Genomic DNA, 16,162 nt, shown 5'->3' with positions numbered 1-16,162 from the left:
CCTGCCGGCTGTGCGGGGCGGCAGACATCAGTACGCCCCAATCATTTTATCGTCAGCGGTGGTTTGGTCGGGTAGCAGCGTTTCCATAGGTGAATAGCGCCCTCTGAGCCGAAGTGAAGTGGCGGTGATTTTGAGACCACCACTGTCAGCAGCTTACACGTCGAATCAAATTGCGACCTTCCATAGAAACACCGCTATTCAACAGAGCAGATAATTGTTAGAGCAGACCGACCGACGTCAACATCATAAGGAGAAAAACGACTGTAACGACTATGGCTCCGATCGCGAGAGCCGTATTCTCCATTGCTTTTTGCTGAATCGGCATCGCCTCGTACTCCTCACGGAACGCCTCGAGATTCTCTTCGTTGTAGAAATACTTCGTCTTCAGTGCGAAGCGCTCGGTCACGGCACAACCAGTACAGACCGGTGACCCTTCGAGACGTTCCGTTTTGGTGTGACTAACACAGTTGTTACTACCGCAAGGTAGTCTGTCAGTGCTGATGGAGATCGAACTCGGCAATGATCAGCGCGTGATTACCACACTCGAGGCTCTCCCGATCGTAATCGTTTCGCACGAATCGAACAGAGCCTGCGGTAAACCATATATGGTTCATTATAGTGCTCTAATTAACGATATTGAGAATACAGTAACCTATATTGATTTCGTAACTGCTGTGGAACCCGGTCGATTTTTATACGTGTATGGCCGTGGTACGGCTGCGGAGCGCGCCGAGGGAGTGCCCTGACGATCGCTCCGCAAAAGTGTCCCTTGGAACGCTACCTGATCGTCCCTCACGGTGCCCTGCCGTCGCCGTGAGGAGACTTCCTCGAGAACCGCCGAGCGTGTCGACTGGACATCCAAACGCCAGACGACGCTGTGTCCGAACTCTCGGCTACGGAGGCGATCACGACGCGTTTGTCTGGATAGTTCTCGTCCGCTCGACGAGTCGCTCGCCGATCAGCGGAGCCCCGACGACGCCGCCGGCGGCGACGGCAGCGCCGAAAAACGTCGTCGACAGCGGCGGTTCGAGAGCGTACAGCAGCGCGAAGAGGCTCCCCGCGAGTCCGAAGACGACGAGGGCTGCGGCGACCTCGCGGCGGCTCGACGGAGACGCCGACGTCGTCGCAGTGACGGCGCGCCAAACGAGCCACGCGCCGACACCGCTTCCGACCGCAGCCACGCTCTCGAACGTGAGTCCGTACCCCAATCCGAGGGTTCCGATACCCACGGCGACGACGAGGACTCGAGCGGGCTCGGTGCCCCCGGCGGCGATCCCGTAGAGGGCGCCCAGCGCCAGCAGTCCGATGAGAACTCCGGCGACGACGTCGACGAGGTAGTGGACACCCAGAACCAGCCGAGCGAGCGAAACGACGGCGATCACGACGCCCGCGAGGGCGAACCGCGCGCGAGACCGTCGGTCCCGCCCGACGACGAGTGCGAACCCGCCCCACACCAGCGTGCTCCCGAGGGCGTGGCCGCTCGGAAACCCGTACCCGGTCGCCGTCGCCATATCGGCGACGACTCCTCGAGCGACGAGCGGGATCCACTCGAGGTCCGGCGGAGAACTGGCTCCCGGCGGTCGCGGGAGCACGAAGAACTGCTTGAGAACTCCGATGAGCGCGATGTACGTAAGCAACAGTCCGAAGACGAATAGTCCGCGCCGCCGCTCGATCCCCCAGCGCGGGAACCGCTCGCCGGCGACGTAGTACACGCCACAGAGCACGAAGAGAAACCAGACGTCGCTGAGTTGGGTCAGTAGCGCAAAGAGGACGACAACGGGTTCGTGCGCCGATCCGTGAAGCGCGTCGGTGAGTCCGACTCCTCGCCCGTCGCTGAGCGTCCACATACGGTCGTCTCCGGATTCGGTCCCCGTTAGCGTAGCGGTCCGCGCCCGGTGCCCCGCGAAGCGCACTCGACGACCGGTTCAGAGCGATCGCGCTGAGTTGCAGACGACGAGCGCGCTGCTCGCGGCCATCGCGACGGCCGCGAACAGCGGGTTCAACAACCCGGCGACCGCCAGCGGGATCGCCACCGCGTTGTAGGCGAACGCCCACGCGAGGTTCTGTCGAATCCGGCGGTGGGTGCTCGTCGCGACGGCGAAGGTCTCGTTGACGGCCGCGAGGTCGTCGCCGAGGATCACGGCGTCCGCGGCGTCGGTCGCCAGTTCCGTCCCGCTACCCATCGCGATACCGATGTCGGCGGCCGCCAGGGCGGGCGCGTCGTTGCTCCCGTCACCGACCATCGCGACCGTTCCTCTCGCGCGGAGCCGATCGACGGTCTCGGCCTTCGCCGCCGGCGGAACGCCCGCGAAGACTTCGTCGACGCCGTCCAGCGAACGGAGCCGTTCGGCCGCCGGGCCCTCGTCGCCGGTGAGGACGACGATCTCGCGGCCGTCCGAGAGGGTCTCGAGCGCGGCTTCGAGGCCCTCCCGGGGCGAATCGCCGACCGCGATCGCCCCGCGAGCGCGGCCGTCCCAGCCGACGGCGACCGGAACGCGTCCGGCGCCGCGGGCCTCGGCGAACCGGGGCTCGAGCGCCCCGGGGATCGACAGTCCGCACTCGCGGAGGTAGTCGGGATGACCGATGACGACGCGCTCGCCGTCGGCGACGCCGCTGACGCCGCGATCGTCCCGCTCGAACGACTCGACGGCGACGCCCTCACTGCCCGAATCGGTCTCGAGCGCGGCGTCCGCGATCGCCGCGGCGACCGGGTGCTCCGACAGGGCCTCCACCGCGCCGGCGCGCCGGAGCAGGTCGTCGGGAGCGACTCTGGGCGCGACGTGGACGCCTTCGACGGTCATTCGACCGGTCGTCATCGTCCCGGTCTTGTCGAGCACGACGACGTCGACGTCCGGCGCGTCCTCGAAGATCGCTTCCGCGGCGACGACGATCCCGCGTTCAGCCGCGCTCTGGAGGCCCGCGGCGATCGCCAGCGGCGTCGCGAGTCCGAGCGCGCAGGGACAGGAGACGATCACGACCGTCAGCCCGACCAGCAGGGCCGCCGACGGACTCGAGCCCGTCGCGAGCAGGACGACGGTCGCGAGGGACGCGAGGGTGACGACCAGCGGGACGAACACCGTCGCGAGCCTGTCCGCGAGACGCTGGACGCCGGGTCGGGAGCTCTGGATCGACCAGAGCATCGAGACGAGCCGATCGAGGGTGCTCTCGGCCTCGCGGCCGACCTCGAGGACGAGCGGCGCGTCCGTCACGACGGTTCCGCCGCGGATCGCGTCGCCCTCGGACTTCCGGACGGGGAGGGACTCGCCGGTGACTAGCGACTCGTCGACCGCGGCCGACCCCTCGACGACCTCGCCGTCGAGGGGAACCCGCTCGCCCGGGCGAACGAGCAGCCTGTCGCTGGGTTCGACCGCTTCGAGCGGGACCGTCTCACCGCTCTCGAGGCGCGCCTCGTCGACCCGCCGCTCGGTCAGCTCCGAGAAGAGCCCGGTCGCGCGGCGCTTGACGACGCTCTCGTAGTGGGTTCCCGCGGTGACGACGAGGACGACGGCGACGGTGACGTCGAAGTAGAGGTGGCCCCGGCCGAGGACCGTCGCGAGCGTGCTGTAGCCGTACGATCCCAGGGCGGCGGTCGCGACGAGCAGGTCCATGTTCGGCCGCCCCGCCCGGAGGCTGACGAACGCGCCCCGGAGGATCGGATAACCGGTGTAGAGGAGGATGAACGTCGTGAACAGCCAGATGTTCGCCGCGAGGAAGAAGCCGGCGTAACCGCCGAAGTCGGCGACCGGTTCGAAGCCGAAGTAGGTCGGGTACAGAAAGAGGACGTACCAGACCATCACCATCATCCCGAAGAACCCGCCCAGCAGGAGCGCGGCCGCGCGGTCCTCCGACGGGGTGTCGTCGGCCGCCGATCGCTCGGTCGCGGTGTAGCCGTAGCCCGAGACGATCTCAGGGAGGTCCGCGGCCGCGACCCGATTGGGGTCGTAGACGATTCGGATCGTATCGGTCGCGTAGCTGGCCGTCGCACCCAACACACCGTCCGCCTGCTCGACGGTCGTCTCAAGGAAGACCTCGCAGGTCGAACAGTGCATCCCGTCGACGGCGAGGTAGGCGTCCTCGCCGTCGAGGTCGTCGAGATTCCGGCTATCGGGCGCGTCCGCACCGTCTAGCCGGGCTCGAACCGCCGACTCGGGGGGCACGTCGTCGGCCCGCTCGAGGGTCCGCGAGACCTCGAGACAGCCGCGACAACAGTAGCTCCCGCCTCCGTCCGGGTCGACGATCGGCTCCGCCGGCGTCGGGAGGTCACAGAGGTCGCACACGTCGGACCTGGCCCGGGTCGTCGACGGTGCGGACGGTCGCGTGTGCGGCGGTGCGTTCTCGGTCATCGTCAGGTCGGGAGACGAACAGCGACGGCGGTGAGCGGGGGCGACGCCAGTGTCAGGGGGAGCATTCGAACGACGGTCGTCAGCCGACGGTTCCGTTTCCGTCGTCGCGGCGGGTGCCGTGTGCGACGACTGGCGACATCGCGAGGTAGAGTGAGCCGACGATCACCGCGACGTTAATCGCGCTGACGACTCCGGCGAGCCCCGAGTTCGTGACTCCGTAGACGACCACCGGGACGATTGCGAGGAGCCCGACGGCCGCCGCGTACCGCGGGGAGAGCGTCTCGAGCGTCATACGCACTGTTCGGGTTGTGAGACCCTTAATACTGGTCGCTTTTTTCACCGGTCGGGAACTACGGCCGGTGGTTAGTTCCTCCTTTCCCTATCCAACCGCATATGAGTTCGGCGACAGAACGAGACAGGGGCGATCGAGCGGTCGAATCCGACTCCGGGGACGCCGGAACGGTTCGCGAACTCGGCCACGACGAGTTCGACCCGATCGGAACGCTGATCCTGATCGCGATCTACTTCGCGATTCTGGTGTTGCTGTGGCTGTTCATGTACTTCGTGGAGTTCCTCGGTAACGGGCCGACCGTCGTCGGGTCGCTCGCGACGGTGGTGGGACTGGCATGAACATTCACACCTACGAGAAGGTCTGGCTGGCCGCATCGATGGTGTTGATCGTCGGGTTCATCGCGACGATCACGTACGGGGCCGTCGGCCCCGGCGTCTCGATGATCAGCGACGACGGCGGCTCCATCGACCCGTCCGAGATCAACGACGACGAGCGATTCGAGGAGACCGGCGTCACCCACGTCGGCGGGAACGAGTACGAAGTCGCCGTCCTCGCGCAGGCGTGGTCGTACTCACCCGACGAGATCGAAGTCCCCGCCGGCAGCGAAGTGACGTTTTACGTCACGAGCCCCGACGTGACCCACAGCTTCTCCGTGGTCGGGACGAACGTCAACACGATGGTCGTCCCCGGTCAGGTCTCGGAGATGACCGTCGAGTTCGACGAGCCCGGCGAGTATGGCATCCTCTGTAACGAGTACTGCGGCGAGTACCATCACACCATGGAGGGGACGCTGAGCGTCGTCCCCGAGGACGAGTTCGACCTGACCGAACTCTCCGTCGAGGCGCCCGACGAGGTCGAGGCGGGCAACGAGACGACGATCAACGCGACCGTCAGCGACGGGATGCGGACCGACCTCGAGACGACCGCGACCCTCGAGATCGGCGGCGAACAGTACGACGAAGACGTGACGATCGACGGCGACGGCAGCGAGTCCGTCGAGTTCGCGGTCGACGCCGACCGGCTGGGCGAGGGCGACCACGACTGGACGGTGACCGTCGACGGGGAGGAGGAGAGCGGAACGCTCTCGGTGGTGGACGGAGCGAACGACGATAGCGACGATTCGGAGGGGGGTGCCGACGATGCGTAACGCCTACGTCGATCAGTTTCCCGCGGAAGCGCGGGTGGTCAAGTCCGCCTTCTGGAGTTCGTTCCTCGCGCTGGCCATCGGCGGCGTCCTCGGCCTCGTACAGGCGCTCCACCGGACCGACGTTCTCCGGTTCATCGACTCGACGGACTACTACACCGTGTTGACCGCCCACGGGGTCTTGCTGGCGATCACGTTCACGATCTTCTTCCTCGTGGGAATCTTCACGTGGGCCGTGACGACCAGCCTGGACCGGGGCGTCGTCGACACCCGCTTCACCTGGTCCTGGTACGCCATGATGGTGACCGGAACGGTGCTAGTCGCCATCGCCATCTTCGCCGGCTTCCTCGAGGAGCCGCCGTCGATCCTCGGCTCGGAGCTGTACGCGGACGTGCTCTTTACGTTCTACTCGCCGTTGCAGGCCCACCCGATATTCTACGTCGGGCTGGTGCTGTTCGTCGTCGGCACCTGGCTCGCCGGGTTCGACTGGTTCCGGACGTGGTGGGCCTGGCGCGACGAGAACGCCGACGAGCGGATTCCGCTGCCGACGTTCATGGTGTTGACGACGACGCTGTTCTGGTACATCTGTACGCTCGGCGTCGCCCTGTCGATCCTCGTGTTCCTGCTGCCGTGGTCGCTGGGGATCGTCGACTCCGTCAACCCGCTGCTAACTCGAACGTTGTTCTGGTACTTCGGCCACGCCGTCGTCTACTTCTGGCTGATGCCGACGTATGTGATGTGGTACATCATGCTGCCGAAGCTTTCCGGCGGAAAGCTGTTCAGCGACCCGCTCGCGCGCGTGGTCTTCGTCCTCTTCTTGTTGCTCTCGACGCCGCTGGGAATCCACCACCAGTACCTGGATCCCGGCATCGCGGAGGGGTACAAGTTCATCGCGATGACGAACACGATGTTCCTGCTGTTGCCGAGCCTGCTGACGGCCTTTACCGTCGTCGCGAGCATGGAACACGGCGCGCGCCAGCGCGGCGGCGAGGGCTACCTGGGCTGGCTCACGGCCCTGCCGTGGCGCGATCCGGTCTTTACCGGGATGGCGCTCGCGGGTCTGATGTTCGCCGCGGCGGGCTTCTCCGGCATGATCAACGCGGGGATGAACATCAACTACCTCGTCCACAACACGTGGTGGGTCGTCGGTCACTTCCACCTCACCGTCGGCACCGCCGTCGCGCTGACGTTCATGGCGGCCGCGTACTGGTTCATCCCGCAGGTGACCGGCAAGGAACTGTGGAGCCGATCGGTCGCGCTGGGGCAGGTCCTGCTGTGGTTCGTCGGCATGACGTTCATGTCGAACGCGATGCACCGCTCCGGCCTGTTCGGGATGCCACGCCGAACCGCCGAACCTCAGTACCAGAACTTCGAGTTCGAACCCGCCGTCGGCACCGTCGCCGAGATGGACGCGCAGGTTGCACTCGGCGCCGTACTGCTCGTCGTCTCGCTGGCCCTGTTCCTGCTGAACGTGGTCCTGACGTCGTTCAACGGCACCAGCGATTCGATCCCGGACAACACCTACGCCGGCACGCTCTCGGGCCCCGAGGACGCCCCGGAGATCCTCGACAACCTCAAGCTCTGGACCGCCATCGCCGTCGTCCTCGTGATCTTCGCGTACACGCTCCCGCTGGCGAGCATCGTCGAGAGCGGCGGGCTGTTCGGCCCCGGCATCGACGGCCGTCAGCTCAGTCTCGGCGCCGATCTCGAGCCCGCCCTCGAGACGCTCCGGGAGGTGGTCGCCTAGATGCGCGTTTCCAAGGGGGCCTTGCTCGTCGGTATCGTCCTCCTCGTCCCGTTCGTGATCGAGTTGCGAACGGTCCTCTCGTGGTTCGGCGTCGAGATAACCGTCACGGAGTCGATCCTCGTCGGGCTCGCCCTCGCGCTCGCCATCACGGCGTGGGCGCTGTGGCCGCCGAACGGCGATGCGGAAGCGGCCGACCGCAGCTAGGCCGAACGGGACGGCGCTTCGCCTGGTCGGGACGAACGTCGCTCTCAACGAAACGAGCGACGGAAACTGTAGCGAATCGTTCGACCCTGAGACGATCGAACCCGTCGCGATCGCTGACGGATGCGGACGAAACGGAACCGCCGGTTCAGAAGATCGCCGAGAGACCGCCGAAGAACCCGACCGTAACGAGGAGCCGACCCAGACTTCCGAGGAAGGTCGCGATCGCGAATCTCACGTAATTCTGCTCGAGAACGGCGAACGCGTATATCGAGATCGTATCGGGGAAGAAGGGGATCGACAGCGCGATCGCGAGGCCACCGTAGCCGTACTCCTGGGCGAGCTGCACGGAGCGCTTCTCGGACCACTTCAGGACGTTCCACCGCGACCGTCGCAGCCAGCGCGTGATCGGGCCGGCACGCTTGACCTCCTGTCCGATGTGGAACGCGAAGACGCTGCCGACGGCTTTGCCGACCGCGCTCACGAGCATGATGCTCGAGAGGTGTGCCCACGACGGAAGGCCGAGATCGAGCGGTGCAACCAGCACGATCTCGCTCGGACCCGGGAGGGCGAACGCGATCAAAAACGAGTACACGAAGATGATTCCCATCCCTGGCCAGCCCGTCGCCGATTCGACGAGGGATTCAAGGCCACCTGCACCGACGACGAGTCGCGTCTCAAGGGCGAGTAATGATAGGTCAGTTACCATGTATGTGCGGGTGTATTCCAAATTGCTACCGACTGGTCTATCGTATTTCATCCCGCGTCGAGTATGTATCGATAGCATTCGCCGACGGCGCTCGATCGACGCTGGGAAGACCTCGGCGGAAACCGGCCCCGTATCACGATCGAACGGCGGCGTCGCGGTGGAGATTTCGACAGGGATTTCACCGTATTGCCAGTACGATGTGCTAATGAGTTCTACGCCGGAGACGGTATCCACACTACGCGGCTCCGTTCCGCCGGTACGGGAGTGGATCCGCACGTTCGCTATCGGACTCTGTATGGGCAGCGCTGATGCCGTGCCGGGCGTCTCCGGCGGAACGATCGCCCTCATCACGGGGATATACGGCCGTCTGATCGCCATGGTGACGGCGATCACGCCAGGGCGAATCCGGCGGTTGCTCGGCGCGGTCGTCCCGTTCTCGAACGGGGTTTCGATTCGCGACGCGCTCGGCGTCTGGGAGGAGGTCGACGGCTGGTTCGGACTCGCCCTGGTCGCCGGCGTCGGAACCGCCATCGTCGTCGTCACGCGCGCCGTCCACGTCGCCAACGAGAGCGCCCCGACGCTTCTGTTCGGGTTCTTTTTCGGCCTCATCGCGGCCTCGGCCGTCGTGTTGCTCCGCCAGTTGACGATCTCAACGGGGTTTCAGGCGTTCGCCGCCGTCGCCGGGTTCGTCGTCGCCTTCCTCCTCTCCGGCCCGGTGGCGTTTCTGGAGGGAGGGGGCCTCCCCGTCGTCTTCCTCGCCGGCGCCGTCGCGGTCAGCGCGATGATCCTTCCGGGCATCTCCGGGTCGCTCCTGTTGGTCATCCTCGGACAGTACACGCGACTATCGACGACCCTCAGCCAGTTCACCGACGCCCTCGGCCGCGCCGTCGTCGGCGGACCGGTGGGAGAGCTAGCCGATCTCGGGGTAGTCATCGTCACGTTCGTTCTGGGCGGTCTCGTCGGCCTCTTTACCATCTCGAGGGTTATCCGTCGGTCGCTGGACTGGAACCGACGGGTGACGATGGCGTTTCTCATCGCGCTCGTCGTCGGCGCGCTCCGGGCGCCGGTGTCGGAGGTACGGACCACGGTCGGGTTCTCGGCGGAGGTAGCGGTGGCGTTCGCCGGCGCGGCGGTCGTCGGCGCGGTTCTGATACTCGCTCTCGACTGGTACGCCGTCGATCTGGATCTCGACTCGATCTGATCGAGGTGTGAGGACGCTGCTGTCGAGACACGAGTCGTCTCGTTGACGGGACAATTCGTCTTCCCCTACTGATTTGTATCGCCTGTGTCTACGGACGGACGATGATGGGACCACTCGAGGTCAGCGGACGAATCCTGGCTGGCCTCTTCCTTATCGGGCTGAACGCGTTCTTCGTCGCAACCGAGTTTGGACTGACCCGCGCTCGGCAGTATCCGAAGTCGGAGTTCGACACGCCCTCGCTGGAACTCGCCTGGGAGATGACCGAAGATCTCGAGTTCTATCTGACGTCGTGTCAGATCTGGATCTCCGGGACCAGTATCGCGTTGGGTATCGTCGCCGAACCCGGTCTGGCGGCGCTGTTCGAGCCGCTGTTCGAAAACACGGCGCTGGCGTCGGTCGGCGCCGGTTCAGTGCTCGGATTCTTCCTCATCAATCTGATTCACCTCACGCACGGCGAGCAGACACCGACCTACCTCGGCGTCGAGCGCTCGAAGCAGGTCTGCAGGTACGGCGCGCGTCCCCTCTACTGGTTCGCCAAAGTTCTCGCGCCGGCGATCTGGTTCGGCGACTGGATCGCGAAGAAGACGCTCGCTCTGTTCGGGATCGAGATGACGGGCGCCTGGCGCGAGACCGAACAGGAGGTCATCGAAACTCGAGCGGACCTGCGGAATCAGCTCGGCTCGGTCCTCGACGAGGGGGACCTGTCCGAGGAGCGACGCGAGGAGGTGATGAACGCGTTCCAGGTCGGCGAGCAGTCGATCAGCGAGGTGATGGTTCCGCGCGAGGAGATCGTCGCGCTGTCTACCGAAGCGGATCCCGAGGAGAACTTCCGGCGGATGGAGGAGCGCCCGCAGACCCGCTACCCGTTAGTCGGCGACGATCTGACCGACTTCCGCGGGATCGTCTACACGCCGGTCCTCGTCAGATATCGCGAGGAGTTGGCCGAGGACGATATCGACTTCGCCGAACTCGCGGCGCCGCCGATGACGCTTTCGCCCGACGTGGACGTAAGCGACGCGGTCGATCAGTTCCAGGCGGAAAACCAGGAACTCGCGCTCGTGATCGAGGACGGCGACGTCGTCGGATTGGTGACCGTAACGGACCTGCTCGAAGCGGTTATGGGCGACATCGAGGATCCGCTCGATCGGGAAGTCGATTCGGCCGACACCTAACGGCGAGCCGAAGAGCCGAGCGCGTTCGATCTCGACCCTGCCGACGACGGTACGCCGGGGACGCTGGACGACGGTCCGACAGAAGCCGGGGGGAGCGCTCGTTCCCGTCGTCGACGCGTAACCCGACGATCCTCAGTTTCGCCGTCGCTCCCGCCGAGTTCGGTCCGAACCATCCCCGTTTTCGGTCTCGGTCTCGTTCTCGCCGGTTAGTTCTCGGGCCTTGTCGATGCCCCGCCTGGCCTGCCGTTCGCTCACGCCGGTTCGCTTGCTGAGCTGTTTCGCCACCTTGTTCTCGCGTCCCTCGAGTAATCCGAGCAGCCGCCGAAGTTTGTTCTTCAGGCCCATCGACCGGTACGCGGGTCCGGAGGGTTAGAAAGGTGATGCCGTAACACGTCGGGTGGTATAGAGCCCGCGAGGCGAACCGCGGTTTCGGCCGTGGGCGACTCGATCTGAGTTAAACTTACAACATACAGCAATGAACGTGCGGACAGCGGCGACGACACCCCGACGACGGAACAATTCCCTCGAGCCGGCTCTCGATTTCTCGCTCTCGTCGGCTTCGTAACGATCTCTAGTTATTGTCAACGAATTCCTATAAAGGTATGTATTCCGGAAGTATTATCACTGCCTTGCGAAAAATCTTCGGGAGGGCATGACAAGTACAATCACATCCGCGTGGCGACGATACCGGGGGATACCCATCGTCTACCGAATCGCGGCGGCGTTCGTGCTCGGCGCCGTCGTCGGGCTGGCGGTCGGACGGCCCGCGATGTCGCTCCAGCCGATCGGTGATCTGTTCGTCCGGTTGCTCGAGATGATCATCGTCCCCATCATCGTCTTCACGCTGTTGATGGCGACGCGGGAACTATCGCCGAAAAACCTGGGGAAAGTAGGAGGACAGGTAGTGGGTCTGTACCTCGCCACGACAGCCGTAGCGATCGCGATCGGACTCGCGGTGAGCAATCTCGTTAACCCCGGGACGGGAATCACCCTCGAGCAGACGGACGTCGAGACCGAGCAGGCGCCGGCGCTGACGGACCAGCTGTTCAACATCGTTCCCGCGAATCCCATCAGCGCGCTGGCGGAGGGGAACATCCTCGCGATCATCTTCTTCACGCTTGCGTTCGGCCTCGGAATGACCATGGTCCGGGCGGAAGTCGAACCCGACTCGGCCGTCCGAAACGGCATCGACACGATCTTTAATGTGGCCGACGCCGGCGCGGAAGTGATGTTCAAGATCGTCTGGGGGATCATGGAGTTCGGCGTCCTCGGCGTGTTCGCCCTGATGGCGGCGCTGTTCGGAGAGATCGGTCTCGAGGCCATCTCGGCGTACTTCTTCCTCGCGATGACGCTGACGGTCGCCGTCGGGCTGCAGATCACGCTGGTCTACCTCTTGGTCCTCATTCGGGGGGTCGTCGGCGGGTCGCCTGTCGACTTCCTGCGCGGCAGTAAGGAGGCGCTCATCACGGCGCTGAGTATCCGATCCTCGAGCGCGACGCTGCCGATCACGATGTCGGACGCCGACGAGAACCTCCGAATCAAAGAGCGCGTGTACGGCTTCTCGCTCCCGCTCGGGGCGACGGTCAACATGGACGGGACGGCGATGTACCTCGGGATCGTCGCCATCTTCGCGGCGAACATCGCGGGCGCGTCGCTCACGCTGTTCGAACAGGTGGCAATCTTGCTGACCGCGCTCCTGATGAGCGTCGGCACCGCAGGCGTTCCCAGCGCGAGCCTGGTGATGATGACCGCGGTGTTGACCCAGGTCGGACTGCCACTCGAGGTCATCGGGATGATCGCGGGTATCGACCCGCTGCTCGATCGCCTCCGGACGATGAACAACATCGCCGGCGATCTGGCCGTCTCGTCGGTCGTCGCGAAGTGGAACGACGCGATCGACCTCACGTCCGGCGTGTGGGCCGATGCACCCGCGGGGTTGGACGAGGAGACCGCTAAGGTGACAAACGACTGATACGATGGCGAACGATCCCACGACACAGAACCGAGACGAATCGGTCGTCGACCGCGCACGCGACGTCATTCCGGGCGGCGCGCAAACGGGGCTTCGAGCGCAGGCGTACGACACGGGCGACGTCGCCTTCGAGTCGGCATCGGACGCCACGCTGGCGACGGTCGGCGGCGAGCAGTACACCGACTACCACCTCGGGTTCGGACCGATCGTGCTCGGCCACGCCCACGAGGGCGTCGACGAGGCGGCTCGAGGCGCTATCGACGACGGCGTGTTGTACGGGGCGGGCACGGCACCCCTCGAGGTCGAGGTCGCCGAACGGCTCGTGGACCTGCTGCCCAGCGTCGAGATGGTGAACTTCTGTAACAGCGGCAGCGAAGCCACCTACCACGCGATCCGGCTCGCACGGGCCGCCACCGGTAACGAGAAGGTGCTGAAGTTCGAGGGCTGTTACCACGGCTGGCACGACTACGTCGACGTCAGCGTCTACCCGCCGGCCGACCGCGTCGGGGAACGCTACCCCGAATCCGACGGCATGCTCTCGGCCGCCGTCGAGAACACGCTGGTTGCGCCGTTCAACGATCCCGAGGCGGTCGAGGAGATCTTCCGCGAGCACGGCGACGACCTCGCGGCCGTGATCCTCGAGCCGATCCCCCACTCCGTGGGCTGTCTACTGCCGCGGACGACGTTCCTCGAGACGCTTCGCGAGGTGACCGAGGTCAACGGCGTCCCGCTGATCTTCGACGAGGTCATCAGCGGGTTCCGCCACTCGCCCCGCGGCGTCCAGGGGGAGGTCGGCGTCACGCCCGATCTCACCTGCGTCGCGAAGGCTCTGGGTAACGGCTACCCCGTGGCGGCCATCGGCGGCCGGGCGGACCTGCTCGCGCAGGCGGGCGGCGACAACGAGTCCGGCGTCGTCATCAGCGGAACGTACTCGGGCAACCTCCCGGGACTCGCCGCCGCGCGCGAGACGATCGACACCGTCGTCGACGAGGACGTCCAGGGGTACCTGACCGACCTCGGCGACCGCTACCGCGAGGGCCTGTCCGACCTGCTCGAGGACCGCGGCGTCGACGGACGCGTCGTCGGCCACCGGAGCATCTTCAGCGTCCAGTTCGGCGTGCGCGGCGAACCCCGCGACTACGAGGACGTGGTCGGGCTCGACGAGGAGCGCTTTCGCGCGTTCGCGGCGGGGATGCGCGAACGGGGCCACTTCTTCACGCCGAACCCGTACAAGCGCCACCACCTCTCGGCCGCCCACGACGAGACGCACCTCGAGTCCTACCTCGACGCCGCCGACGCGGTGCTCGCCGAACTCTGACGGCGACTCGAGGAGGGCACCCGCGACCGAGTCACGGGGCGAGGCCAGCGCGCCGTTTCGAGCCCCGGCGCGGCGAATCGGTCACCCGCCGCGGCGGCTGGCGGCGTTCGCGACCAGAAAGATCGCGATGATGACCCCGCCGAGCGCCTCTCCGGAGAGCGGGAAGATCCCAAACGCGGCGAGCGCTACCAGGAGACCGCTCGCTCCCGTCGCCGCGATGTACCAGTCGCTGCCCTCCCCGTCCACGGCGGCGTCGGCCGTCGGCCCCGACTCGTCCTCGCCATCGGGGTCGAGATAGGGACGCAGTGCCGCCAGCGCGTCGGTCGGCTCGACGAGTCCGCGCTCTTTTCAGTACTCGACGACGCCGTGGTCCTCGAGCTTCGGAAGGTGAAGCTGGTACAGCGGGACGTAGATGCGCTGGTACTGCTCGGAGGTGAGCGCGTCGGTCGACGTTCCGTGCTCGATCGCTGTGTCTCGCGAGCGCGCGTATGTGGGCGGGTTCGTCGGTAGCCAGCAGGTACCTGATCGTCTCCCGACGGCGGCTCGACTGGAGCAGATAGAATCGATCGTCGTCGGAGAGTCGAGCGTCCGATCCGTCGGCGCCCGTACCCTGCGAGTTCGCGCGGATTTCCGGAGCCATTATCGTTCGGAGTTTCGGGAGGCCTTCGATCGTCACAGTATACTACTGAGAGATAACGTTTCGTATCGAACGGCGACGAGCCGGCGATCGAAACGCGGTGGGACGGAGATCGCGAAAATCGGGGAACCCGACATGTGCAGTCACAGACGCTATCACGCTGGCGACACCCTATCGACTCGATGAGCGACGCCACGTTCTCCGACCCCGAGATCGACGAGAAGTACGACGGTGACACCGACGTCCTCGTCTCGCCGGAGTGGCTCGAGGAACACCTCGACGAGGTCCGTTCGGACGACCCCGACTACCGACTCGTCGAGGCCGATATCGAGTACGACGAGTCCTACGCCGAGGGGCACATCCCCGGCGCCGTGGGCTTTCGCTGGGGGACCCACCTTCAGGACTCCGTCGAGCGCGACATCCTGAAGCGAGCGGAGTTCGAGGAGATCATGGGCGACGCCGGGATCACCGAGGATACGACGGTCATCCTGTACGGCGACGAGTCGAACCAGTGGGCGGCCTACACGTACTGGCAGTTCAAGTACTACGGCCACGACGACGTCAAACTGCTCGACGGCGGCCGCACCTACTGGTTCGAGAACGACTATCCGACGACCGACGAGGAGCCCGACGTAACCGCCCGAGAGTACGAGTCGGCGGGCCCCGAGGAGGACCTGCGGGCGTACCTCGAGCGCGTCGAAGAGGTCGCCGCAATCGAGAGCGAGTCCTCCGCGGAGGGCCGTGCCGAGGTCGGCGACGACCCCGAGATCCCGCTGGTCGACGTGCGCTCGGAAGCCGAGTACCGCGGCGAGAAGGTCGCTCCCGAGGGGAGCAAGGAGACGGCGCGCCGAGCGGGCCACATCCCCGGCGCGACCAACATCTCCTGGAAGGAGAACCTCGACGACGAGGGGCGGTTCAAGGGCGGCGACGACCTGCACTCGGTGTACGCCGACCGTGGCATCGAGGGCGACACCGAGGTCATCACGTACTGTCGCATCGGCGAGCGCTCCTCGATCACGTGGTTTACCCTGCACGAACTGCTGGGCTGGGACACCACGAACTACGACGGCTCGTGGACGGAGTGGGGGAACCTCGTCCGCCAGCCTGTCGCGGTCGAGGTCGACGACCCGGCGTCGGCCGACGCGAAGGAGTAACGCTCCGGACGAACGCTGATTCGGCGACTTCCGTCCCCGCACCGAACCCGGCGGTACCGCGGATCCGCGGATGGCCTGCGGACGGGGGACCGGTTTCCGTCGACAGATCGGGTTCGACGCACCGTCGCGACTCACGACCGATCGGTACGGAAGTGTACGCCCCGATACACGAACGGCTCGTCATCAGTAAGAATACGTAGATCGAATCGCAACGTCGACGCAATTAATGGACGACCACCAGTTCCTCGAGTCCGAGTGGGACTACTGTCTGG

The 16,162-nt window shown here is 65.6% G+C and carries 15 protein-coding genes and 1 pseudogene; 9 read left to right on the top strand and 7 right to left on the bottom strand.

All coding sequences use genetic code 11. The features are described 5' to 3' along the window. Positions 1 to 217 precede the first annotated feature (217 nt). From GWG54_RS19060 to GWG54_RS19045, 4 genes and pseudogenes are all read right to left on the bottom strand, one after another. Positions 218 to 481 (bottom strand): annotated as a pseudogene (locus tag GWG54_RS19060) (restriction endonuclease); the annotation flags it as partial. A gap of 424 nt (positions 482 to 905) precedes the next feature. Further along, positions 906 to 1,847 (bottom strand): phosphatase PAP2 family protein, encoded by a 942-nt coding sequence (locus GWG54_RS19055; RefSeq protein ID WP_167939240.1) that lies wholly within the window; start codon positions 1,845 to 1,847, stop codon positions 906 to 908. 78 nt (positions 1,848 to 1,925) lie between these two features. Further along, the gene (locus tag GWG54_RS19050) at positions 1,926 to 4,343 is read right to left on the bottom strand and encodes a cation-translocating P-type ATPase (RefSeq protein ID WP_167939239.1); all 2,418 of its coding nucleotides are present in this window, start codon (positions 4,341 to 4,343) and stop codon (positions 1,926 to 1,928) included. Positions 4,344 to 4,422: 79 nt separating this feature from the next. After that, positions 4,423 to 4,635 carry a cytochrome-ba3 oxidase subunit gene (locus GWG54_RS19045; protein WP_167939238.1) on the bottom strand — a complete coding sequence of 71 codons (213 nt, stop codon included), beginning with the start codon at positions 4,633 to 4,635 and terminating at the stop codon, positions 4,423 to 4,425. Between the two features lie 101 nt (positions 4,636 to 4,736). Between GWG54_RS19045 and GWG54_RS19040 the strand changes: the two genes are divergently transcribed. Genes GWG54_RS19040 through GWG54_RS19025 form a run of 4 tightly spaced genes read left to right on the top strand, consistent with a single transcriptional unit; the run spans position 4,737 to position 7,730 of the window. Beyond that, positions 4,737 to 4,973, top strand: coding sequence for a hypothetical protein (locus GWG54_RS19040; protein WP_167939237.1), 237 nt, complete (start codon positions 4,737 to 4,739; stop codon positions 4,971 to 4,973). Continuing rightward, positions 4,970 to 5,782, top strand: a complete 813-nt coding sequence (locus GWG54_RS19035) for a cytochrome c oxidase subunit II (protein ID WP_167939236.1) — start codon at positions 4,970 to 4,972, stop codon at positions 5,780 to 5,782. Before GWG54_RS19040 ends, GWG54_RS19035 begins: the two co-directional genes overlap by 4 nt. Continuing rightward, positions 5,775 to 7,526, top strand: coding sequence for a b(o/a)3-type cytochrome-c oxidase subunit 1 (locus tag GWG54_RS19030; RefSeq protein ID WP_167939235.1), 1,752 nt, complete (start codon positions 5,775 to 5,777; stop codon positions 7,524 to 7,526). Before GWG54_RS19035 ends, GWG54_RS19030 begins: the two co-directional genes overlap by 8 nt. Then, complete coding sequence (locus tag GWG54_RS19025; RefSeq protein WP_167939234.1) at positions 7,527 to 7,730, top strand: CbaC protein; 204 nt, start codon at positions 7,527 to 7,529, stop codon at positions 7,728 to 7,730. It abuts the gene before it with no gap. A 145-nt stretch (positions 7,731 to 7,875) separates the two neighbouring features. On the opposite strand, the gene GWG54_RS19020 is transcribed toward GWG54_RS19025, so the two are convergent. Continuing rightward, positions 7,876 to 8,436, bottom strand: a complete 561-nt coding sequence (locus tag GWG54_RS19020; RefSeq protein WP_209438532.1) for a YqaA family protein — start codon at positions 8,434 to 8,436, stop codon at positions 7,876 to 7,878. A gap of 205 nt (positions 8,437 to 8,641) precedes the next feature. Between GWG54_RS19020 and GWG54_RS19015 the strand changes: the two genes are divergently transcribed. Together GWG54_RS19015 and GWG54_RS19010 are read left to right on the top strand one after the other, a co-directional pair. Continuing rightward, complete coding sequence (locus GWG54_RS19015; protein WP_167939233.1) at positions 8,642 to 9,637, top strand: DUF368 domain-containing protein; 996 nt, start codon at positions 8,642 to 8,644, stop codon at positions 9,635 to 9,637. A 104-nt stretch (positions 9,638 to 9,741) separates the two neighbouring features. Next, positions 9,742 to 10,809 carry a hemolysin family protein gene (locus GWG54_RS19010; RefSeq protein ID WP_167939232.1) on the top strand — a complete coding sequence of 356 codons (1,068 nt, stop codon included), beginning with the start codon at positions 9,742 to 9,744 and terminating at the stop codon, positions 10,807 to 10,809. A gap of 132 nt (positions 10,810 to 10,941) precedes the next feature. Here GWG54_RS19010 and GWG54_RS19005 read toward each other — a convergent pair whose 3' ends face one another. Beyond that, positions 10,942 to 11,154, bottom strand: a complete 213-nt coding sequence (locus GWG54_RS19005; protein ID WP_167939231.1) for a hypothetical protein — start codon at positions 11,152 to 11,154, stop codon at positions 10,942 to 10,944. Between the two features lie 307 nt (positions 11,155 to 11,461). Between GWG54_RS19005 and GWG54_RS19000 the strand changes: the two genes are divergently transcribed. Together GWG54_RS19000 and GWG54_RS18995 are read left to right on the top strand one after the other, a co-directional pair. Continuing rightward, positions 11,462 to 12,781, top strand: a complete 1,320-nt coding sequence (locus GWG54_RS19000; protein WP_167939230.1) for a dicarboxylate/amino acid:cation symporter — start codon at positions 11,462 to 11,464, stop codon at positions 12,779 to 12,781. A 4-nt stretch (positions 12,782 to 12,785) separates the two neighbouring features. Next, on the top strand, positions 12,786 to 14,099 hold the full coding sequence (locus GWG54_RS18995; RefSeq protein ID WP_167939229.1) for an aspartate aminotransferase family protein: 1,314 nt from the start codon (positions 12,786 to 12,788) through the stop codon (positions 14,097 to 14,099). Between the two features lie 81 nt (positions 14,100 to 14,180). Here GWG54_RS18995 and GWG54_RS18990 read toward each other — a convergent pair whose 3' ends face one another. Next, the gene (locus tag GWG54_RS18990) at positions 14,181 to 14,345 is read right to left on the bottom strand and encodes a hypothetical protein (RefSeq protein WP_167939228.1); all 165 of its coding nucleotides are present in this window, start codon (positions 14,343 to 14,345) and stop codon (positions 14,181 to 14,183) included. Positions 14,346 to 14,918: 573 nt separating this feature from the next. Between GWG54_RS18990 and GWG54_RS18985 the strand changes: the two genes are divergently transcribed. Further along, the gene (locus GWG54_RS18985; protein WP_167939227.1) at positions 14,919 to 15,890 is read left to right on the top strand and encodes a sulfurtransferase; all 972 of its coding nucleotides are present in this window, start codon (positions 14,919 to 14,921) and stop codon (positions 15,888 to 15,890) included. Positions 15,891 to 16,162 lie beyond the last annotated feature (272 nt).

It is taken from the genome of Natronococcus sp. JC468, from assembly GCF_012163165.1.
In the GTDB taxonomy this organism is placed as follows: Archaea; Halobacteriota; Halobacteria; order Halobacteriales; family Natrialbaceae; genus Natronococcus; species Natronococcus jeotgali.
The sequence above is the reverse complement of the archived record's forward strand: the minus strand, read 5'-3'. Positions and strand labels throughout refer to the sequence as shown.

Excerpts from the sequence above, each read along its gene's own strand:
- GWG54_RS19055 (WP_167939240.1), bottom strand. The coding sequence starts at position 1,847 with ATGTGGACGCTCAGCGACGGGCGAGGAGTCGGACTCACCGACGCGCTT.
- GWG54_RS19050 (WP_167939239.1), bottom strand. The coding sequence starts at position 4,343 with ATGACCGAGAACGCACCGCCGCACACGCGACCGTCCGCACCGTCGACG.
- GWG54_RS19045 (WP_167939238.1), bottom strand. The coding sequence starts at position 4,635 with ATGACGCTCGAGACGCTCTCCCCGCGGTACGCGGCGGCCGTCGGGCTC.
- GWG54_RS19040 (WP_167939237.1), top strand. The coding sequence starts at position 4,737 with ATGAGTTCGGCGACAGAACGAGACAGGGGCGATCGAGCGGTCGAATCC.
- GWG54_RS19035 (WP_167939236.1), top strand. The coding sequence starts at position 4,970 with ATGAACATTCACACCTACGAGAAGGTCTGGCTGGCCGCATCGATGGTG.
- GWG54_RS19030 (WP_167939235.1), top strand. The coding sequence starts at position 5,775 with ATGCGTAACGCCTACGTCGATCAGTTTCCCGCGGAAGCGCGGGTGGTC.
- GWG54_RS19025 (WP_167939234.1), top strand. The coding sequence starts at position 7,527 with ATGCGCGTTTCCAAGGGGGCCTTGCTCGTCGGTATCGTCCTCCTCGTC.
- GWG54_RS19020 (WP_209438532.1), bottom strand. The coding sequence starts at position 8,436 with ATGGTAACTGACCTATCATTACTCGCCCTTGAGACGCGACTCGTCGTC.
- GWG54_RS19015 (WP_167939233.1), top strand. The coding sequence starts at position 8,642 with ATGAGTTCTACGCCGGAGACGGTATCCACACTACGCGGCTCCGTTCCG.
- GWG54_RS19010 (WP_167939232.1), top strand. The coding sequence starts at position 9,742 with ATGGGACCACTCGAGGTCAGCGGACGAATCCTGGCTGGCCTCTTCCTT.
- GWG54_RS19005 (WP_167939231.1), bottom strand. The coding sequence starts at position 11,154 with ATGGGCCTGAAGAACAAACTTCGGCGGCTGCTCGGATTACTCGAGGGA.
- GWG54_RS19000 (WP_167939230.1), top strand. The coding sequence starts at position 11,462 with ATGACAAGTACAATCACATCCGCGTGGCGACGATACCGGGGGATACCC.
- GWG54_RS18995 (WP_167939229.1), top strand. The coding sequence starts at position 12,786 with ATGGCGAACGATCCCACGACACAGAACCGAGACGAATCGGTCGTCGAC.
- GWG54_RS18985 (WP_167939227.1), top strand. The coding sequence starts at position 14,919 with ATGAGCGACGCCACGTTCTCCGACCCCGAGATCGACGAGAAGTACGAC.